Origin of the sequence: Streptomyces sp. NPDC059499, assembly GCF_042749285.1 — a bacterium.
Lineage (GTDB): Bacteria > Actinomycetota > Actinomycetes > Streptomycetales > Streptomycetaceae > Streptomyces.
Map to the genome: position 1 here is coordinate 183,859 of NZ_JBHYTT010000003.1, position 18,404 is coordinate 202,262.

The following is an 18,404-nucleotide window of genomic DNA, read 5'->3' on the forward strand; positions in this document are numbered from 1 at the left end:
CGTACCGGGTTACCGGATGTGACCGTCTCCGGTGACGATGTACTTCGTCGAGGTCAGCTCCGGCAGCCCCATCGGCCCGCGGGCGTGCAGCTTCTGCGTGGAGATGCCGATCTCCGCGCCGAAACCGAACTGTCCGCCGTCCGTGAAGCGCGTGGAGGCGTTCACGGCGACCGTCGTGGAATCCACCAACTGGGTGAACCGGCGGGCCGCTGCCTGTGACGTGGTCACGATGGCCTCGGTGTGGCCCGAGGACCAGAGCCGGATGTGTGCCACGGCCGCATCCAGCGAGTCCACGACGGCCGCCGCGATGTCGTACGAGAGGTACTCGGTCTCCCAGTCCTCCGGCGTCGCCGCGACGACGGTGGCCTTGGAACCCTCTGCGTACTCCAGCACCCGTTCGTCACCGTGCACGGTGACCCCGGCCTCGGCCAGCGCCTCCAGGGCACGCGGCAGGAAGTCCGCTGCGACGTCCTGGTGGACCAGGAGCGTCTCCGCGGCGTTGCAGACGCTGGGGCGCTGCGCCTTGGAGTTGATCAGGATGTCGACGGCCATGTCGAGGTCCGTCTGCGCGTCCACGTACACGTGGCAGTTGCCCGTGCCGGTCTCGATGACGGGGACGGTGGACTCCTCCACGACCGTACGGATCAGCGAGGCGCCGCCCCGCGGGATCAGCACGTCGACCAGGCCGCGGGCGCGCATCAGCTCGCGGACCGAATCGCGGTTCTCCCCGGGAACCAGCTGCACCGCGTCGGCCGGGAGGCCCGACCCGCCCACGGCGTCCCGCAGTACCCGTACGAGGGCGGTGTTGGAGGCGTACGCGGAGGACGATCCGCGCAGCAGCACGGCGTTCCCGGACTTCAGGCAGAGGGCGGCGGCGTCGACCGTCACATTGGGCCGGGCCTCGTAGATGATGCCGACCACGCCGAGCGGTACCCGCACCTGGCGGAGGTCGATGCCGTTGGGGAGGGTGGATCCGCGGACCACTTCACCGACCGGGTCGGGCAGGGCCGCCACATCGCGCACATCGGCGGCGATCGCGCGGATCCGCTCGGGGGTGAGGGTGAGCCGGTCGACGATCGACTCGCTCGTACCGGCCTCGCGTGCGCGCTCGACGTCCTCGGCGTTGGCCGCGACGATCTCGCTGGTACGCACCTCGAGCGCGTCCGCGATCGCCAGCAGGGCATCGTCCTTCGCGGAGCGCGGCAGCGGGGCGATGTCGGCGGCGGCGGCGCGTGCCCGGTAGGCGGCCCGGGCGACCGGGGACATGTTGTCGTACGGCGAAAGCGTGGTCATGCCCGCAGGGTAGTGCGCACACTGCGGGCATCCGTCACGTATCCCGTGATGCGAGACAAGCACTCCGGTACCTGTGCACCCTGCAACGTACGCCCGGTCAGTACGGGTGCACCCCGACCGGGGCCGCCGGTGGCGGGCCGTAGCCCTCGGCGATGCGCTGGTGGTACGTCTCCCGGTCGATGACCTCCAGGCCGACGATCTCCCAGGGCGGAAGCTTGGCGCTCGACCGGTGCTCACCCCACAGGCGCAGCGCGACCGCTGCCGCGTCGTGCAGGTCGCGCGCCTCTTCCCAGTAGCGGATCTCCGCGTGGTCGTTGGCGTACCGGCTGGTCAGCAGAAACGGGTGGTCGTGGGCCAGCTGCTCCAGGCCGCGTCTGACCTCCTTCAGCGGGGTGTCGCTGCCGGAGACGCTGAGGGTGATGTGCCACAGCTTCGACTGGGTCCGCTCCTCCTCCGTCACCACCGGTTCCTGCTCGAGGGTCTGGTCGCTGCGCGGACCGCCGAAATCGGCCCCCGCTCCGACGCTGGTCAGGGCGCGGCTGCCCGTTCCGCGGGGCAGCGCCCCCGGGCGCGCTCGTCTCACCGGCGGCCTCCTGTGAATGTGTAGCTGTGCTGACCCCTTGTATCCCCGTGACAAAGTTGACCAGCCCGGGGCCGGGTGTGGGGCGGTTTTGGTGAAGGTCTCTGCCGGAAGGCTGGACTTTCAGCCGTTTCAGGGGGTGAGGCGGGGCGCGAGGACGACGAGATCGTCCCTGTGTACGACCTCGCGCTCGTACGAGGGGCCGAGCTCCCGTGCCAGGTCGCGGGTGGAGCGGCCGAGCAGCTGGGGGATCTCCTTGGCGTCGAAGTTGACGAGCCCCCGGGCGACGGCCCGGCCGGCGGAGTCCCGCAGCTCCACCGGGTCCCCTGCGGAGAACTCGCCCTCCACTGCGGAGATCCCGGCGGGCAGCAGAGAGGTGCGGCGCTCGACGACGGCCTCGACGGCTCCGTCGTCCAGGGTCAGCGCGCCCAGCGGGGTGGACGCGTGTGCCAGCCAGAGCAGCCGGTCGGCCGAGCGGCGTCCGGTGCGGTGGAAGTACGTACCGGTGTCGCGGCCGGCGAGGGCGTCCGCGACCCGGCTCGCGGAGGTGAGGACGACGGGTACCCCGGCGGCGGTGGCGATCTGCGCGGCCTCGACCTTGGTGACCATGCCTCCGGTGCCGACGCCGGCCTTGCCCGCGCTGCCGATCGTGATGCCTTCCAGATCCGCGGGTCCGCTCACCTCGGCGATGCGGGAGGTGCCGGGGGTACTGGGGTCGCCGTCGTAGAGACCGTCCACGTCGGAGAGGAGGACGAGGAGGTCGGCGTGGACGAGATGGGCGACGAGCGCGGCGAGCCTGTCGTTGTCGCCGAACCGGATCTCGTCGGTGGCCACGGTGTCGTTCTCGTTGACGACGGGGAACGCGCCCATCTCCAGGAGCTGGTCGAGCGTGCTGTACGCGTTGCGGTAGTGAGCGCGCCGGCTCGTGTCGTCGGCGGTGAGGAGCACCTGGCCGACGCGTACGCCGTACCGGGCGAAGGACGCCGTGTAGCGGGCGACGAGCAGGCCCTGCCCGACGCTGGCCGCGGCCTGCTGGCGGGCCAGGTCCTTGGGTCTGCGGACGAGTCCGAGGGGGGCGAGTCCGGCAGCGATGGCTCCGCTGGAGACCAGGACGATCTCGCGCTCCCCGCCACTCCTGACTTTGGCGAGTACGTCGACGAGGGCATCGACCCGGTCGGCGTCGAGGCCGCCGGACGCCGTGGTGAGCGAGGAGGATCCGACCTTGACCACGATCCTGCGGGCGTCGGTCACGCCCGGCCTTCGCTCCGCGCCGTCCCCGGAGGGTGTGCGGAGTGCGCCTTCGGTATCCCTTGCCCCTGACACGTACGCCCGTCCCCATCACGTCGTCCTGCTCGGTGACCACAATCTACGCGAGGAGGCCGGAGTGGCGCCGCGCCGTCTCAGGGCCGACGGACCGCCCGGTGGCACCTTGTGACATGTCGCTGAAAAGAGCCATTTACGTAATCTCCACCGGTCATTCATCGGGCTACGCTTGATGCGTGACAGATGAACCTTCCCGCAAGAGACGCATTCTTCTCAGATCGGGCAAAAGCCCCTTCGATGTGGCCTCGCTCGAACAATCCCTCCACAGAGATGTCTTCGCGACCAACGCGGGCAACTTGATCTTCAGCGACGCGGCGCACAAGATTCTGACGACTCCGCGGGCAGAGGTGTTCTCCAACGGAATCCGTACGGACCCGTCGGCGGCCGAGCGCATAAACGAGGAGTACGACGCATTCGTCGTGCCCCTCGCCAATGCCTTCCGCCCGACCTTCGAGCGGCCGCTGAAGCGGATGACGCAGCTGATCAAGAAGCTGCGCATTCCCGTCGTCGTTCTGGGTGTCGGGGCGCAGGCCTCCCTCACCTACGACGCGTCCCGGCTGAAGCCGATGGAGCCGACCGTCAGGGAATTCGTCACAGAGGTACTCAACCGCAGCGCGTCCATCGGCGTGCGTGGTGAGTTCACCGAGCAGTACCTCAAGAACATGGGATTCCGGGACGTCGAAGTCATCGGCTGCCCCTCCATGTTCCTGAACGGCGACACGTTCCGGGTCGAGAAGAAGACCGAGGCGCTGACCGCGGATTCCCTGATCTCGGTGAACGGCTCGCACAGCGCCGTACGCGTGCACGGCCTGGACGCCATCATCCGGCAGGCGCACGAGCGCTATCCGCACCTGCGGTTCATCGGGCAGAACCTGCTCGAGGCCCAGCTGCTGCACTGGCGGGAGACGTCGAACCCCATCGGCGCCCAGACCTCGATGCCGACCCACCCGTCCCACCCCATGTACCGCGAGGGCAAGGTCCGGCTCTTCGTCGACCCGGTCACCTGGATCGACGAACTGCGCGCGTACGACTTCTCGTTCGGCTCCCGCATCCACGGGAACATCGCGGCGCTGCTGGCCGGCGTACCGAGCACCGTGCTCTGCAGCGACTCCCGCACCCTCGAGCTGTGCAGGTACTTCGGCATCCCGCACCGCAAGATCACCGACACCCCCAAGGACATCGACCCCGCGGATCTGTACGCGGCGGCCGATTTCGGTGAGCTCGTGAACGGTCACAAGGAACGCTTCCTCCGCTTCACCGGATTCATGGAGAGGAACGGCCTGGAGAACACGTTCACCCATGGCGACGGCGGCGCGGCATTCGACGCGCAGCTGGGCAAGCTCTCCTTCCCGCCCGCCGTGCGCCCCTGGATCGACAGTGACCCGGAGTCGCTGAGCGGCCGGTTCAGCTGGATGCAGAGCCGCATGGAGGAACTCAACGCGCAGAACACCATGTTGAGGAGCCAGCTCGACAGGAGGAGCGGCCCGGTCAGCATCAAGGTGCAGGCGGGAGACGGTGCGGCCGCCTGGCCGTCCGCCTACCGGCGCGCCCGCCGCGTGGTGGGCCGTCCCGTGAGGAAGCTGCTGCGCCCCGAGCAGTAGCGGAAGGAAGTCCACTGTCGCGGCGGGCACGTGGGGCCGCACTCCTGCGCGGGCTCAGACCTTGTGCGCCCGCTGCGGCATGTGCAGGGTGGTCCGGGCCACCCTGCGGGCCTTGCGTGCCAAGCGCCGCACGAAGACGGCAGTGGACTGCGTGACCGGCGGCGCCTCGGTCCGTCCGCCGGCGAACCGTTCGGTCACGGTCACCTCGTAGGCCGAGTCGGGCAGCCCCGCGCCCTCCCCGAAGTGCGGATAGGCCAGGTACAGCCGGCCCCTGAGCCCCTTCCGGACGGCCTTCGGCTCGTGCTTGTCCTTGATGAACCGCAGGATGTCCAGGAGCAGATCGAGCCGGCCCTTCGACACACAGAGCATGCGCAACCGCTCCTGGACCCGGAGGCGTCCGGCCAGCCCCGGCGACCAGTAGGTCTCCAGCAGCGGGGCACCCAGTTCCATCTTCTTGGCCCGCACCGCCTCGGACTGCTTGAGGAGCACGGGGCCGAACTGCGGGAGCAGCGTGACGACGAACGGCCTGACCATCAGGGCGTCCCGCTTGGGCCCGGGCGGGACGTGTGCGGCGATGAGCCCCATCAGCGCGCGGGCCGAATCGAAGCGCAGCAGGTAGCTGCCGCTCTTGGTCACGTGTTTGCCGTCCTCCCTGCCGACCAGGTAGTAGCAGACGTGGTCGGCGACGACGGAGACGCCGTTGCCCCGCAGGTACGCCTCCATGGTGAAGAGCGCGTCCTCACCGGTCTTCAGTCCCTCGTCGAAGGCCATTGCGAACCGTACGAGAAGTTCCCGACGGAACAGCTTCTGGGCACTCAGCGTGAATTTGATGTTGGAGGAGTGGACGTCGGTCCGTTCGACCGTTTCCTTCCACATCGACTTCGCGGCACCGCGGTTGACTCCGACGACCTTGCCCAGCACCACATCCGTGCCGGCCCGGTCGCCCATCGCGACCATCCGCTCCAGGGCCTCCTCGCCGAAATAGTCGTCCGCGTCGAGGAAGAAGACGTACCGGCCACGGGCGAGTCCGAGGCCGACATTGCGCGGGCCGCTGGGCCCGCCCGAGTTCTCCTGGCGGACGACACGCATCTCGATCGCGGTCCTGGCGGCGAATTCCTCCAGGTACTCCCCCGTCCCGTCGGTGGAGCCGTCGTCGACGGCGACGATCTCCATGCGTCCGGCGGGAAGTGTCTGCGCTTCGACGGATTCCAGGCAGCGGATCAGATAGGGCATCGCCTCATAAGCCCCGATTATGACGCTGACATCTGGCGTGCTGCTGCTCATCTCTCCCCGGTCTGTACATATGCGCATCAATCAGGAGAAACGATAGAGCGGTGTTCGATCACCTGCTCTGTGTACGGGCACGCCGAACGGCCCGTACGTTCCCCTCCCGCAGGAGGAGACGGACGGGCCGTCAAGGGGGTTGCATCATCATCCGGACGACTTTCGAACATCTGGATGACGGCTGGATTACATCTGTTGGCCGATACCGATCAGGCCATCAGCGAGACATCGTGGGACCTGCGCCGATGCTCGCGTCGGCCTGCGAATCGGCTGTCTCATCGGGATCGGCCGCTGCCACTGCCTCCGCGGTGACCGCGGCCGCACCGTCGCCGACACCGCTGGAGGAGGCTTCGGGGTCGGGCAGGGGGGCGGGCTGCTCCCCGATGCGCTGGGCGACACCCGCGTTGCGCGCCTCGGCCTTGACCGAGAGCGCCCACACGGCCGCGTCGAACCGCTCCAGGGACGTCGGCTCGTCCGGGCCCAGCAGATAGCTCTTCAGCTCACGGCGGGCCTCGGCCAGCGGGTCCGCCTTCGGGTCGCGGACCGCGTTCAGCAGCTCGCCGATCTCCTCGGCGCTGTTGGAGAGGACGACGGCGGCCCGAACAGCGGTGTTCTGGCGCTTGAACTCATCCGCGCCAAGCTCCGCCGAGTCCGTGACGGCGTACGGCTTGCCGCTCGCGATGAAGTCGGACACCACGCTGGAGATGTCCGAAACCATGGCGTCGGCCTGGTTGAAGCAGTCGTACAGCTTGGGCTGCGAGCCGGTCACCGTCCTGTGCTCCCACCAGCCGAAGGAACGCCAGTACGCGTCGTTCCACTCGGCCCGCAGGGTGGCCATCTCGGCCTGGCGTGCCGGGTCGGCGAGCGAGACCCGCGACTCCTCCGACTCGTCCCCACCGGCCCGGCCGGGCTGGGCCAGTACGTCCAGCCGTGCCTCGATCCGCGTCAGCTCGGCCTGCGCCGCACGCTGATCCGCGGCGGCCCTGCCGGCTTCCTCGGCCCAACGGGGGTCGGCGGCGCGTGCCTGGGCCGCCTTGGCCACCCGGGCGACGATCCGCGCGTGCACGGCCTTGGCCTTGGCACTGCGGATGCCGGTGAAGGGGTGCGGCTTGTAGATGACCCGGACGGGCTCGTCCGCGTCGAGCAGCCTGCGGACGATGTTCTCGCCGGCCAGCAGCAGGGAGGTGTTGCCGGGGTTGTCGTCCCAGCCTTCCCAGGTCGGGGCGTACAGCACCGTCGGAATGGGGTTCTTCGCGGTGCCGCTCCAGCTCGTGATGGGCGCCAGCTGCGGACGTCCCACCTCGACGATGTCCTCGTCGCGGATGCCGACGTCGGCCAGCGCGTAACGGTCGCGGCCCGCGCGGCCGGCCGTCCACACCTCGTCGTACACCTTGGAGTACGGGTTGACGCTGGCCAGCTTGTCGCTGTCGCCGTGCCCGATGAAGACGTGCTTCATCGTCGGGACGCGGAGCATGTGGATGTTCTTGCCGACATTGGCCGGATACAGGCAGACCCGCACGGTGGAGAGGTTCAGATTCATCAGGTGCGTGCCCCCGGGGATGCAGACCACCGGTACGGAGGTCTCGGCGAGCATGGACACCAGCGGGCGCTCCCGCATGACGATCAGCGGCCGGCCCTCTATGCCGGCCATGGTGTCCAGCCACATGTTGACCTGGTACGCCGACTCGTTGGAGCCGGAGAAGTACAGGACGACGGTCGGCTGGTACTCGGTCAGCCAGGTGTCCAGGGCCTTGAGCACGGCGGGGGCCGTAGGAACCCGGCGGGCCCGGCGCAGGTACGGGACGAGCAGGGCGGTGTAGACGACGGCCAGCAGAACCGTCACTCCGGCTCCGACGAACCCGATGATCTCCTGCCCAGTTCCGGCGGCGATCAGGATGCCGGCCACCGCGGGGATGTCCAGGTGCAGCATCTTCTCGGCGGAGCGGTGCAGCAGTGCGCGCGGCGGGGCGTCTGCGATGCGGACGGCATGCAGGTCCACGTTGCGGGTGACGATCGGCATCGTGCGGCGGAGCCGGATGAGCGTCGTCAGGGCGCCGTGCGGTGCCTGGAGACCGTAGAAGAGAAGGAAGCAGGCGACCGCCGCGTAGAAGAGCGGTTCCTCGGCGAGATCGAGCCGCGCCAGCAGCAGGATGATCATCAGCTGGCGGAGCAGGAATCGGATCGAGAGTCCCGCCCGCACCTTGCTGAGCCGGTTGACCAGATAACTGCCACGCTGGTGCAGGAACCAGTCCGTGATGTACGTGACAGCCGTGGCCGCCGCGAAGAACCAGATATCGGGGAGAAGCGCGGCAATCATGACGCAGGGGTATCCCAGCGTCATCAGTACGGCTGCCGCCAGTTCTGACCGACTGCCCACACGGGCCAGGCGAATGGCTGTCGAAATCACGAAGAACCTGCTCCAAGGGGGGTGCCGGTTTGTTTCACGTATTGAGGGAAATGTGAAGATGCGGCTTCACGCACTCGGGCCTCTGCAGTCGCGTTTCAGCGAAAACAGAGGCCCGTTAAAGTACATTTGTCAAGAATTATTACACATCTTCCTGACGGTCCAGCACCGAGGCGAGTGCCTGCTCGAATCCGGAGGATTCGGCGACGTCACGCGTCGGGTCCTGCTGGCGCACGTCGATGACGTGACCCGTCATCGCCGAGAGCAGGACGTCCAGGGAGGTACGTGCCACCGCCTCCGAGGAGAGCAGCGAGCCGTCCGGCTCCTGGCCGAACGCCTTGGTCCGCATCGGGGTCGCGGTGCGCTCCGGGTTCACGCAGTTGACCCGGATCCCGTCGCCGGCCCACTCGTCCGCCAGCGCCTGGGTGAGGTTCACCATCGCGGCCTTGGTGGAGGAGTAGAGGCTGTACTCGGCGCGGCCGCGGGTGTAGCTGCTGGAGGTGTAGAGCAGCAACTGGCCCCGGGTCTCCGCCAGGTACTTGTAGGAGGCGCGGGCGATCTGGACGGGCGCCAGGTAGTTGACGTTCAGCGCTTCCTGGATCGTCGTGTTGTCGGTCTCGGCAAGCTTGCCGATGCGCAGCACGCCCGCGGTGTTGATGACGTAGTCGACGCGACCGGTCTCCGCGTACGCCTTGGAGAGCGCGTCGTCCACGTGCTCCGGGTTCTCGACGTGGGTGCCGGTGGTCGAACGGCCCAGCGCGTACACGGTGGCGCCGTACTGTTCGGCCAGTGTGGCGATGTCCGCGCCGATCCCGTACGAACCGCCGAAGACGACCAGGGTCTTGCCCGAGAGCAGCTCCCGGTAGGCGGCCTCGTCGGCCTGGCGCGGGGCCGCGGTGGAGGCCAGCTGGAAGAGCTTGTCGGTGATGAAGACGTCGACCGGCTGGGTCACCTTCATGTTGTACTCGTCGCCCGCGACCACGTAGATCGGTACGTCGGGGAGGTACCGCAGGACCACCGAACAGTCGTCGGTGGCCTGGAAGTTCGGGTCACCCGCCGCGATCGCGTACGCCTTGCGGATCGTGGAGAGCTTGAAGGCCTGCGGGGTCTGGCCGCGGCGCAGCCGGGACCGGTCCGGGACCTCGGTGATGAATTCCCCGTCCTCGCCGTGCGTACGGGTCACGATGATCGTGTCCGCGGACGGGATGGCGACGTCGACGGCCTGGTAGCGGTCGAGGGCGTCGACGCAGTCCTTGATGACGCGCTGTGACAGAAGCGGACGGACGGCGTCGTGGAAGAGGACGTTGCGGTCCTCGCCCTCCGCGAGCCCCTCGCCGAGTGCCGCGATGGCGCGCTCGGTGGTCTCGTTGCGGGTGTTGCCGCCTTCGATGATCTTGATGACCTTGGTCAGCCCGGCCTTGGCGACGATCTTCTCGACGTCGGGCACGAAGCCCGGCGCCATCAGCACGATGACATCGTCGATGTCCTCGGCGTTCTCGAAGATGGACAGCGTGTGCTCGATGACTGCCTTACCGGCGATCTTCAGCAGCTGCTTGGGGATCGCCAGTCCCACGCGCTGACCGGTACCACCGGCGAGCACGACCGCTGTGGTCCGGGGCTTGGCTTCATGCGGCAAAGACACAGACGACCTACCTTGCGATGACAGGGGGGAACAGTGTGATGGTCGCACTCTCCGTGACCGTCTCGCAAGGCGGACGTCCACCGCTGCACGCCTCCGCGAAACCCGCAGTTCACTGCCTGGCCAGGGAGGTTGGGCCCTGCCGGCCCCGTACGCGGAGTGACGGACTCCACAGACGTGTTACCCAATCCGCACATCGTCGGCCACGGAACCGCCGCCACCTGGCAGTTCCCTGTGAGAACCGGTCGCCCTCCGTAGGGAGGGCGACCGGCGGGGGTGCCTAGAAGGGCTTGAAGTCGTCGTACTCGCGCTGTGCCTCGTCGCGCTCGGTCTCCCGCTCGCGGCGACGCTGCTCGGCGGGCCGCGGTGCCTCCAGACGGTGGTCCTCGCCACGGCGGCCCAGCATCTCGGCGCCCGCTGTCAGGCTCGGCTCCCAGTCGAAGACGACCGCGTTCTCCTCGGCCCCGATGGCCACGCCGTCACCGGCCTGGGCGCCCGCCTTGCGCAGCGCGTCCTCGACACCGAGGCGGTTGAGGCGGTCCGCGAGGTAGCCGACGGCCTCGTCGTTGTTGAAGTCGGTCTGGCTGATCCAGCGCTCGGGCTTCTCGCCGCGCACGCGGTAGATGCCCTCGTCGTCCCTCTTGACCGTGAAGCCCGCGTCGTCGACGGCCTTGGGACGGATGACGACGCGGGTCGACTCCTCCTTCGGCTTGGTGGCGCGCGCCTCGGCGATGATGCCGGCGAGGGCGTACGAGAGTTCGTTGAGGCCCTTGTGCGCGATGGCCGAGACCTCGAACACGCGGTAGCCGCGCGTTTCCAGGTCCGGGCGGATCATGTCGGCCAGGTCCTGGCCGTCCGGGATGTCGACCTTGTTGAGGGCGACGATGCGCGGGCGGTTCTCGAGGCCGCCGTACAGCCGCAGCTCCTCCTCGATCATGTCGAGGTCGGAGACGGGGTCACGGTCCGACTCGAGCGTCGCGGTGTCCAGGACGTGCACGAGCACGGAGCAGCGCTCGACGTGCCGCAGGAACTCCAGGCCGAGGCCCTTGCCCTGGCTGGCGCCCGGGATGAGCCCGGGGACGTCCGCGATGGTGTAGACGGTCGAGCCCGCGGTGACGACGCCCAGGTTGGGCACGAGGGTCGTGAACGGGTAGTCCGCGATCTTCGGCTTGGCCGCGGAGAGCACCGAGATCAGCGAGGACTTGCCGGCGCTCGGGTAGCCGACGAGAGCGACGTCGGCGACGGTCTTGAGCTCCAGGACGATGTCCCGGCTCGTTCCCGGCTCGCCGAGCAGCGCGAATCCGGGCGCCTTGCGGCGAGCCGAGGCCAGCGCCGCGTTGCCGAGGCCGCCGCGGCCGCCCTGGCCCGCCACGAAGGTGGTGCCCTGGCCGACCAGGTCCGCCAGCACGTTGCCGTCGCCGTCGAGGACGACCGTGCCGTCCGGGACGGGCAGAACCAGGTCCTGGCCGTCCTTGCCGGAGCGGTTGTCGCCCGCACCGGGCTGGCCGTTCGTGGCCTTGCGGTGGGGGCTGTGGTGATAGTCCAGCAACGTGGTGACGGCCTGCTCGACGACGAGGATCACGTCGCCTCCGCGTCCGCCGTTGCCCCCGTCGGGGCCGCCCAGCGGCTTGAACTTCTCACGGTGAACGGAGGCGCAGCCGTGGCCTCCGTTACCTGCGGCGGCATGCAGCTCGACGCGGTCCACGAAGGTGGTCATGGTTGGGCCTCCAGGTAATGCGGATAAATACAGGAATGTCTTTAGACGTAACGCGCCGAGGGCGGACCCGCTTCCCCGATTACCGGGAAAGCTGAGATCCGCCCTCGGAAGGTGCTGTGTCGTTCAGTCGAAACCTGAAATCAGGCAGCGACGGGAACGATGTTCACGACCTTGCGGCCACGGTGCGTACCGAACTCCACCGCACCGGCGGTCAGCGCGAACAGCGTGTCGTCGCCGCCACGGCCGACGCCCGTGCCCGGGTGGAAGTGGGTACCGCGCTGGCGGACCAGGATCTCACCGGCGTTCACGGCCTGACCGCCGAAGCGCTTCACGCCGAGCCGCTGGGAATTTGAGTCGCGCCCGTTCCGAGTGGACGATGCGCCCTTCTTATGTGCCATGTCTCCTCAGTCCCTTACTTCGCAGCCGCGGGGATACCGGTGACCTTGATCGCCGTGTACTGCTGGCGGTGACCCTGGCGACGGCGGTAGCCGGTCTTGTTCTTGTAGCGAAGGATGTCGATCTTCGCGCCCTTGTGGTGGTCCACGATCTCGGCCTGGACCTTGATGCCGTCCAGGACCCAGGGGTCGCTGGTCACGGCGTCGCCGTCGACAACGAGCAGGGTCGAGAGCTCGACCGTGTCGCCAACCTTGGCGGTGGGAATCTTGTCAACCTCAACGATGTCGCCGACAGCAACCTTGTGCTGGCGACCACCGCTGCGCACGATGGCGTACACGCGGATCTCTCTCTCACTCGGAACGGATCCCCCTGAAGCCAGCCGTTCGCGCAGGCCGGGGCCCACGACAGTCCGGAAGGATGAGCGGCCTCTCCCGGGGACGAATCCACCGCGAGGGATGTGCTCAGGGGTAGGCGCACGGAAACACGCCGAAGGTCAAGGCTACGGGGCGGGGCGCGGGGGGTCAAACCGGGGTCCCGTCGCCCGCGCCCCCGACCGCGGGCCGTCATCACCCGCCGGAAGCGACGCACCTCGACGTCCCACCCGACGCCGAAATGTCGGGTGGGACGTCACTTCGGGAACGTCTGGAGGCGCACGGCCGGGCCGGGACGCGCATCAGTGGGTGACGGCGGTGATGTTCTCGCCGTGGCACCGATGCCGTCCCCGTTGCCCAGCGCCGTCGTGGGGCACGACTGCCCCTGCCCCGATGAGTCCGCCCCGGTCAGCCGAAGTACTCGTTGGGGTTCAGGCCGCCCATGCATACGGCCCCGTTCTGCCCGAAGCCGGAACCGGCGTTGCTGCTGAACTTGCCGGGCCCGATCGTGCCGGCCAGCTCCCAGCGGAAGTTGTCCCCGATCTCCCAGATGGCCGCGTTCACCGACAGGTTGTTCACATACGACCCGATGTCGAAAATGGTGTACGGGTACGCCGACAGGATGAAGCAGGCCTTGGTGCTCGTCGAGGTCAGCGCCAAGGTGCTGTAGTTGGTGTACTCGTACAGACACAGCTTCCCTGAGGGGCAACCGCCTACCGCTGCCGCGGGCGTCGCGGTCGCCGCGAGCCCGCCGACCGCCATCGCCATCGCGCCGACCGCGAGAGTGGTCTTACGGATCCATGCCATGGTGAGCCCTTCGTCGATGCCAACCGCGTCCGATGCGCTGCGAAAACATATGCACGTTCGAATCCGGAACTCTGGCCACCGACCCCATCTGGCCGAATCTCCACACCTGCCTCGACCGCATGGCTTGATCACTGCGGCGGATCGGTCGCAACTCCGCCCACGCGGGCTCCGCCGTCATGATCGTTCGCGTCCGTCGCGGCACCGCGAGGGGCCCTCTCGCGACGCCCGCCGGCAACGTCCGCCGGGCGGGTTCGGCGCAAATCGCGCAGCCTGTGGAGGCAGGGCGTGACGGGGGCTGCCATGGCCCGGAGAAGTTGCGTACCGCCTCGCGGCGGCGGCGTTCGGGGATCGTATGCTTTCCCCTGATCCGCTCCCCGAAAGGTGCCGCACGTGACCTACAGAGTCCAGCCCACTGCCCAGGTGGACGACCGTGCCGAGATCGGCGACGGCAGCAGTGTCTGGGAGCTCGCCCAGATCCGTGAGGGAGCCAAGCTCGGCGAGGGCTGTGTGGTCGGCCGCGGCGCCTACGTGGGCACCGGTGTTCAGATCGGCAACAACGTCAAGCTGCAGAACTACGCCCTGGTGTACGAGCCCGCCGAGCTCGGCGACGGCGTCTTCGTCGGTCCCGCCGTCGTCCTCACCAACGACCACAATCCGCGCTCCGTGGATCCGGACGGCAAGCAGAAGCGGGGCGGTGACTGGGAGGCCGTGGGTGTGAAGGTCGCCGAGGGTGCCTCGCTCGGCGCGCGGTCCGTATGTGTGGCGCCCGTGCGAATCGGCCGGTGGGCGATGGTCGCCGCCGGGGCCGTGGTGACCAAGGACGTCCCGGACTTCGGTCTGGTCGTCGGCGTACCGGCCCGCCGGATCGGCTGGGTCGGCCGCACCGGGGTGAAGCTCGTCGAGCGTACGGGCGAGCCGGGTGTCTGGGAGTGCCCGCAGACCGGCGCCCTGTACGACGAGTCCGAGGGCGCCCTCTCCGAGCGCGCGGCCTGAGCCCGTTGTCCGGCATCATGCGCGCGCGGGAATCGGCGGCGCCCGCGCCGGAGGGCCGAATACCGGGTCCGGGCACACGCGACCGGCTCGCGTCCCTGACCGGACTTCGTTTCTGGGCCGCCCTGGTGGTCGTCTTCTACCATTTGTCACGATTGACGGGGAAGCTCCCCTGGATCAGTGACGCCACCTGGTACGGGCGCACGGGAGTGACCTTCTTCTTCGTCCTCTCGGGCTTCGTGCTGGCATGGACGTACGACGGGAAGACCGTGCCCACCACGGTCTTCCTCTGGCGGCGTTTCGCCCGGATCTGGCCCCTGCTGGCTGTGTCCACGGCTGTCTCCGTGGCTGTGTGGCGCGCGCTGGGAACGGACATCTCCCTCAAGGGTGTCGCCGCCACGCTGGGACTCGTCAACTCCTGGGCCCCGGGGCGCGAGTACCTCGTCGGCGGGAATCCCGCCGCGTGGTCGCTCAGTGACGAAGCCTGGTTCTATCTCCTCTTCCCTCTGCTGATGATGCTGCCGTTGCTGCGATCGGCCCGCGGGAGGACGTGGTGCACGGTCGCGTTGTGCGTCGTCCCGGTGGCCGTGTGGGCATCGGGGTCGCTGTTCAGCGAACCGGCTCTCCGGGTCTGGGCCCTCGACTACTTCCCGCCGACGCGTACGCTCCAGTTCGTTCTGGGCGTGGTCGCGGGACTGGCGGTGAAGCGAGGATGGCGGCCGCCGGTCGGCCTCCCGGCCGCGATCGTCCTGGTCGTAGCCGGGCACATGGCCCTGGTCCCGTGGTCCCGGGCGGTTCCCGACAGCCTCTGGTACAGCCCCTACAGTGCGTCGCACCTGCTGTCGGCGCCGCTCTTCGCCCTGCTTGTCACTGCTGCGGCCACCGCCGACCTCGAGGGTCGCAGGACCGGCCTGAGCAGCCCCTGGATGGTCCGGCTCGGGCATTGGTCCTTCGCGTGGTACCTGTTCCACGAGATCGTGATCCGCGCTCTGCTCGGCTGGCTCGGCCGGCCGGTCACGCAGACCGGGACCGCGAAGATCTGGCTGCTGACGCTCGTCATCAGCCTGGCCCTCGCGGCGATGGCCTACCACTGGGTGGAGCACCCGCTGGAGCGCCTGCTCCGCCGCGCGGGGCCGGGCGGCGGCTCGGGCAAAGCGCCGTCCCGCCCGGTCGGCTCCGGGCAGGACGGGTTCCCCGAGCCGGCCACACCCTGCCCTGCCCTGTCCGAGCCCGAGAAGAAGAGCGTCCAATGAAAGTCATCAGCATCGTCGGCGCCCGCCCCCAGTTGGTGAAGCTGGCGGCCGTGGCCGCGGCGTTCGCCGGGACCGGTCATCAGCACGTCATCGTCCACACCGGACAGCACTACGACGCGGATCTCTCGGACGTCTTCTTCTCCGGTCTCGGCATACCCGACCCGGACGTACACCTGGGCATCGGTTCCGGCAGTCACGGTGTTCAGACCGGTTCCGTGCTCTCCGCCCTCGACCCGGTGCTCGAGGCCGAACAGCCCGACTGGGTCCTGGTGTACGGCGACACGAACTCGACCCTCGCCGGGGCGCTGTCCGCGGTCAAGCAGCACCTGCCGGTCGCGCACCTCGAAGCGGGCCTCCGATCCTTCAACCGGCGGATGCCCGAGGAGCACAACCGGGTCCTCACCGACCACTGTGCCGATCTTCTGCTGGCTCCGACCGCCGAGGCCATGCGCCACCTGGCCAACGAGGGCCTCTCCCACCGGGCGGAGCTGGCCGGTGACGTGATGGTCGACATCTGCTTGCGGATCCGGGACGCCGTACTGGCAGGGGATCACCCGGCCCCGGCGCTGCCGGAGGGGATCGACCCCGCCGAGCCGTTCCTGCTCGCCACGCTGCACCGGCCGGACAACACGGATGACCCGAAGCGGTTGTCCGCTCTCGTCGGGGCACTGGCCGGACTGCCTGTCCCGGTGGCCCTGCTGGCCCACCCCCGCCTGGTGGCGCGGGCGCGGGAGCACGGAATCGAACTTGCGCAGGGCTCGGTCCACGTCGGCCGTCCGCTTCCGTACGCCGGGCTCGTCGCCGCGGTTCTGGCGTCCACGGGTGTGGTGACCGACTCCGGAGGCCTGCAGAAGGAGGCGTACCTGCTGGACCGTGTCTGCACCACCGTCCGGCCGGAGACCGAGTGGGTCGAGACGCTGGAGGACGGCTGGAACCAGCTGGTCCCCGACCCCCACGAGATGACTGCCGCCGACTGGTCCGCGGTGGCGACCCGCCCCGCACCGTCGGCCGCACGCGGGGTGCCGTACGGCGACGGGACCGCCGCGAGGCGTGTGGTGGAGCTCATGGAGCGGGCACTGCGCAACCGCGGCTGACCGGGATGTGAAGCGAGGGCCCACCCGACAGGGTGGGCCCTCGCTTCACATCCGGCCCTGTCCTGCGGCCGCGGGTCTCAGCCCAGGTCCTTCAAGAGCCTCTCGTACAGGGCGACGTACTTCTCCGTCTGCACTTCCCAGCTCCACTCGTCGAGCATGCCGGGCTGCTCGTACGGCGCCGTGTAGCGCGCGCGGTCCTTGAGGATCAGGCCCACCGCCCTGGCCAGATCCTTGCTGTCCTCCGACCGGAAGACCTCCCCGTTGCCGACCCGGGTCACCTCGTCCGACATGGCCTTCACATCGCTCACCGCCACCGGGAGCCTGGCCTGCATGAACTCGAAGAACTTCGTACTCAGCGCGACTTCGTGATTGACCGGACCCTTGCGCAGCGGGTGAATGCCCACGTCAGCGGTCGACAGGAAGCCCACGAGCACGTCGTAGGGCACGTAGGGCATGAGGTGGATCCGGTCCGCGACCCCCAGACCCTCCGCGCGCTCACGGAGCGAGTTCACGTACGCGCCGTCGAGGTTGTTGATCACGAAGGCGGCGTGCAGGCCGGGGACGTACTCCAGCGACTCGACGATGGTGTGCAGCCCGCGCTGCGGGCCGGCGGCACCGCAGTAGACCGCGAGCGGAGTTCCGTCGTCCAGACCGCACGCCTCCCGCACGTGTTTGGCACCGCTCTCCGACGCCCACGCACCGCGCTGGCTGGGAACCAGCTTGGGCGGGGCGTTGAGCGTCACTTCCGGGCGTTCCGTCAGACCGTGGGACTCCTCGAGCATTTCGGCCAGTGCCGGTGACACGGTGACTATCGCGTCCGCGTAGCCGATGTGCTCGCGCTCGTAGCCGATCTGGGCCGCGAGCCACTTCTTGCCGGGAGCGTTGAGGCCCGGCACGAACTCATGGGCGTCGTAGACCAGCCGGATGGTCCGCCCCGCCCGGCGGGCACGGGCGACGTAGCGTGCCGCCACACCGATCATGCGGAAGTCATGGGCATGGATCAGATCGGGCTTCAGCCGGTCGATCTCGGCGCTGAAGCTGATCTCGTACCGGAAGGGCAGCGGATCCAGCCGACGCCATGCCCGGTCCCCCATGACCGCCCGCCAGAACCTGGCCTCGATGTCCTCGAGCACACCGTCGTGCTTCACCCGCGCGTCGAGCGCGCCCGGGGTCTGCCTGGACCGCGCGGCGATGAACGACCGGCGGACCTTGGCCGTCACACGCTGCACACCGTGCGGGACCCTGCCCCGGGTGGAGCGCCTGCGGGAGATCCCGGTGCGCGCCGCGTCACCGATGCTGCCGACCTGCAACTCGGCACGGTCGACCTCGACCTGGTTCTGCTTGAACTCGATCCGGTTCTTCGCGGTGTACGCCAGCGGGTAGCGCAACCGGTGGAGCCGGAGCCGTAGCGTCTTCTTGACGATGAGGTGCTTGAGCGGAACACGCAGCACCCGTGCGGGACCTATGCCGTACTCGTCCCTGCCGGATTTCGGCGCCTTCCCAAGAAGGTGGACTTCCCAACCCGCTTCGGCCATCGCCCGGGCACTCTTCTGCACCCGGGAGTCGCCGTCGATCGTGTTGTCCACCAGCATGACCACGCGCCCTGGGCGCTTCACTGCAGTCATTTCGTTTCCAATCGGAGAAGGCGCCGG

The 18,404-nt window shown here is 68.8% G+C and carries 15 protein-coding genes; 4 read left to right on the plus strand and 11 right to left on the minus strand.

The window, feature by feature from the left end:
* Window positions 1-9 precede the first annotated feature (9 nt).
* From ACFW9O_RS09655 to proB, 3 genes are all read right to left on the minus strand, one after another.
* Window positions 10-1,293, minus strand: a complete 1,284-nt coding sequence (locus tag ACFW9O_RS09655; protein ID WP_351178298.1) for a glutamate-5-semialdehyde dehydrogenase — start codon at window positions 1,291-1,293, stop codon at window positions 10-12.
* 97 nt (window positions 1,294-1,390) lie between these two features.
* Complete coding sequence (locus ACFW9O_RS09660) at window positions 1,391-1,876, minus strand: hypothetical protein (RefSeq protein WP_351178301.1); 486 nt, start codon at window positions 1,874-1,876, stop codon at window positions 1,391-1,393.
* Window positions 1,877-2,005: 129 nt separating this feature from the next.
* Window positions 2,006-3,124, minus strand: a complete 1,119-nt coding sequence (proB, locus tag ACFW9O_RS09665; RefSeq protein WP_384606932.1) for a glutamate 5-kinase — start codon at window positions 3,122-3,124, stop codon at window positions 2,006-2,008.
* A 248-nt stretch (window positions 3,125-3,372) separates the two neighbouring features.
* Here proB and ACFW9O_RS09670 point away from each other — a divergent pair, with 248 nt between their 5' ends.
* Window positions 3,373-4,797 (plus strand): polysaccharide pyruvyl transferase family protein, encoded by a 1,425-nt coding sequence (locus ACFW9O_RS09670; protein WP_384606935.1) that lies wholly within the window; start codon window positions 3,373-3,375, stop codon window positions 4,795-4,797.
* Window positions 4,798-4,851: 54 nt separating this feature from the next.
* On the opposite strand, the gene ACFW9O_RS09675 is transcribed toward ACFW9O_RS09670, so the two are convergent.
* The 7 genes from ACFW9O_RS09675 to ACFW9O_RS09705 form a co-directional block, all read right to left on the minus strand.
* Window positions 4,852-6,081: a glycosyltransferase family 2 protein gene (locus tag ACFW9O_RS09675; RefSeq protein WP_384606938.1), complete on the minus strand. Its 1,230-nt coding sequence runs from the start codon at window positions 6,079-6,081 to the stop codon at window positions 4,852-4,854.
* A gap of 217 nt (window positions 6,082-6,298) precedes the next feature.
* Window positions 6,299-8,398 carry a hypothetical protein gene (locus ACFW9O_RS09680; RefSeq protein WP_384606941.1) on the minus strand — a complete coding sequence of 700 codons (2,100 nt, stop codon included), beginning with the start codon at window positions 8,396-8,398 and terminating at the stop codon, window positions 6,299-6,301.
* A gap of 229 nt (window positions 8,399-8,627) precedes the next feature.
* Window positions 8,628-10,127 carry an SDR family NAD(P)-dependent oxidoreductase gene (locus tag ACFW9O_RS09685; protein WP_384606944.1) on the minus strand — a complete coding sequence of 500 codons (1,500 nt, stop codon included), beginning with the start codon at window positions 10,125-10,127 and terminating at the stop codon, window positions 8,628-8,630.
* A 277-nt stretch (window positions 10,128-10,404) separates the two neighbouring features.
* Window positions 10,405-11,841 carry a GTPase ObgE gene (gene obgE / locus ACFW9O_RS09690; RefSeq protein WP_384606947.1) on the minus strand — a complete coding sequence of 479 codons (1,437 nt, stop codon included), beginning with the start codon at window positions 11,839-11,841 and terminating at the stop codon, window positions 10,405-10,407.
* A 140-nt stretch (window positions 11,842-11,981) separates the two neighbouring features.
* Complete coding sequence (rpmA, locus tag ACFW9O_RS09695) at window positions 11,982-12,239, minus strand: 50S ribosomal protein L27 (protein ID WP_056785490.1); 258 nt, start codon at window positions 12,237-12,239, stop codon at window positions 11,982-11,984.
* A 14-nt stretch (window positions 12,240-12,253) separates the two neighbouring features.
* Entirely contained in the window at window positions 12,254-12,574 is a 321-nt protein-coding gene (rplU, locus tag ACFW9O_RS09700; RefSeq protein WP_018551604.1) for a 50S ribosomal protein L21, read from the minus strand.
* A 442-nt stretch (window positions 12,575-13,016) separates the two neighbouring features.
* The gene (locus ACFW9O_RS09705; protein WP_384606951.1) at window positions 13,017-13,415 is read right to left on the minus strand and encodes a proteinase inhibitor I36 SMPI; all 399 of its coding nucleotides are present in this window, start codon (window positions 13,413-13,415) and stop codon (window positions 13,017-13,019) included.
* A 390-nt stretch (window positions 13,416-13,805) separates the two neighbouring features.
* On the opposite strand from ACFW9O_RS09705, the gene ACFW9O_RS09710 reads away from it, so the two are divergent.
* The 3 genes from ACFW9O_RS09710 to wecB are packed head-to-tail and all read left to right on the plus strand — an operon-like array spanning window position 13,806 to window position 16,752.
* Window positions 13,806-14,408 (plus strand): acyltransferase, encoded by a 603-nt coding sequence (locus ACFW9O_RS09710; RefSeq protein ID WP_384606954.1) that lies wholly within the window; start codon window positions 13,806-13,808, stop codon window positions 14,406-14,408.
* A 17-nt stretch (window positions 14,409-14,425) separates the two neighbouring features.
* On the plus strand, window positions 14,426-15,658 hold the full coding sequence (locus tag ACFW9O_RS09715; protein ID WP_384606957.1) for an acyltransferase family protein: 1,233 nt from the start codon (window positions 14,426-14,428) through the stop codon (window positions 15,656-15,658).
* Window positions 15,655-16,752, plus strand: a complete 1,098-nt coding sequence (gene wecB, locus ACFW9O_RS09720) for a non-hydrolyzing UDP-N-acetylglucosamine 2-epimerase (protein ID WP_384606960.1) — start codon at window positions 15,655-15,657, stop codon at window positions 16,750-16,752. Before ACFW9O_RS09715 ends, wecB begins: the two co-directional genes overlap by 4 nt.
* 77 nt (window positions 16,753-16,829) lie before the next feature.
* On the opposite strand, the gene ACFW9O_RS09725 is transcribed toward wecB, so the two are convergent.
* A complete protein-coding gene (locus ACFW9O_RS09725) occupies window positions 16,830-18,377 on the minus strand; it encodes a glycosyltransferase family 4 protein (protein ID WP_384606962.1) in 1,548 nt (515 codons plus the stop codon).
* Between the last annotated feature and the right edge of the window lie 27 nt (window positions 18,378-18,404).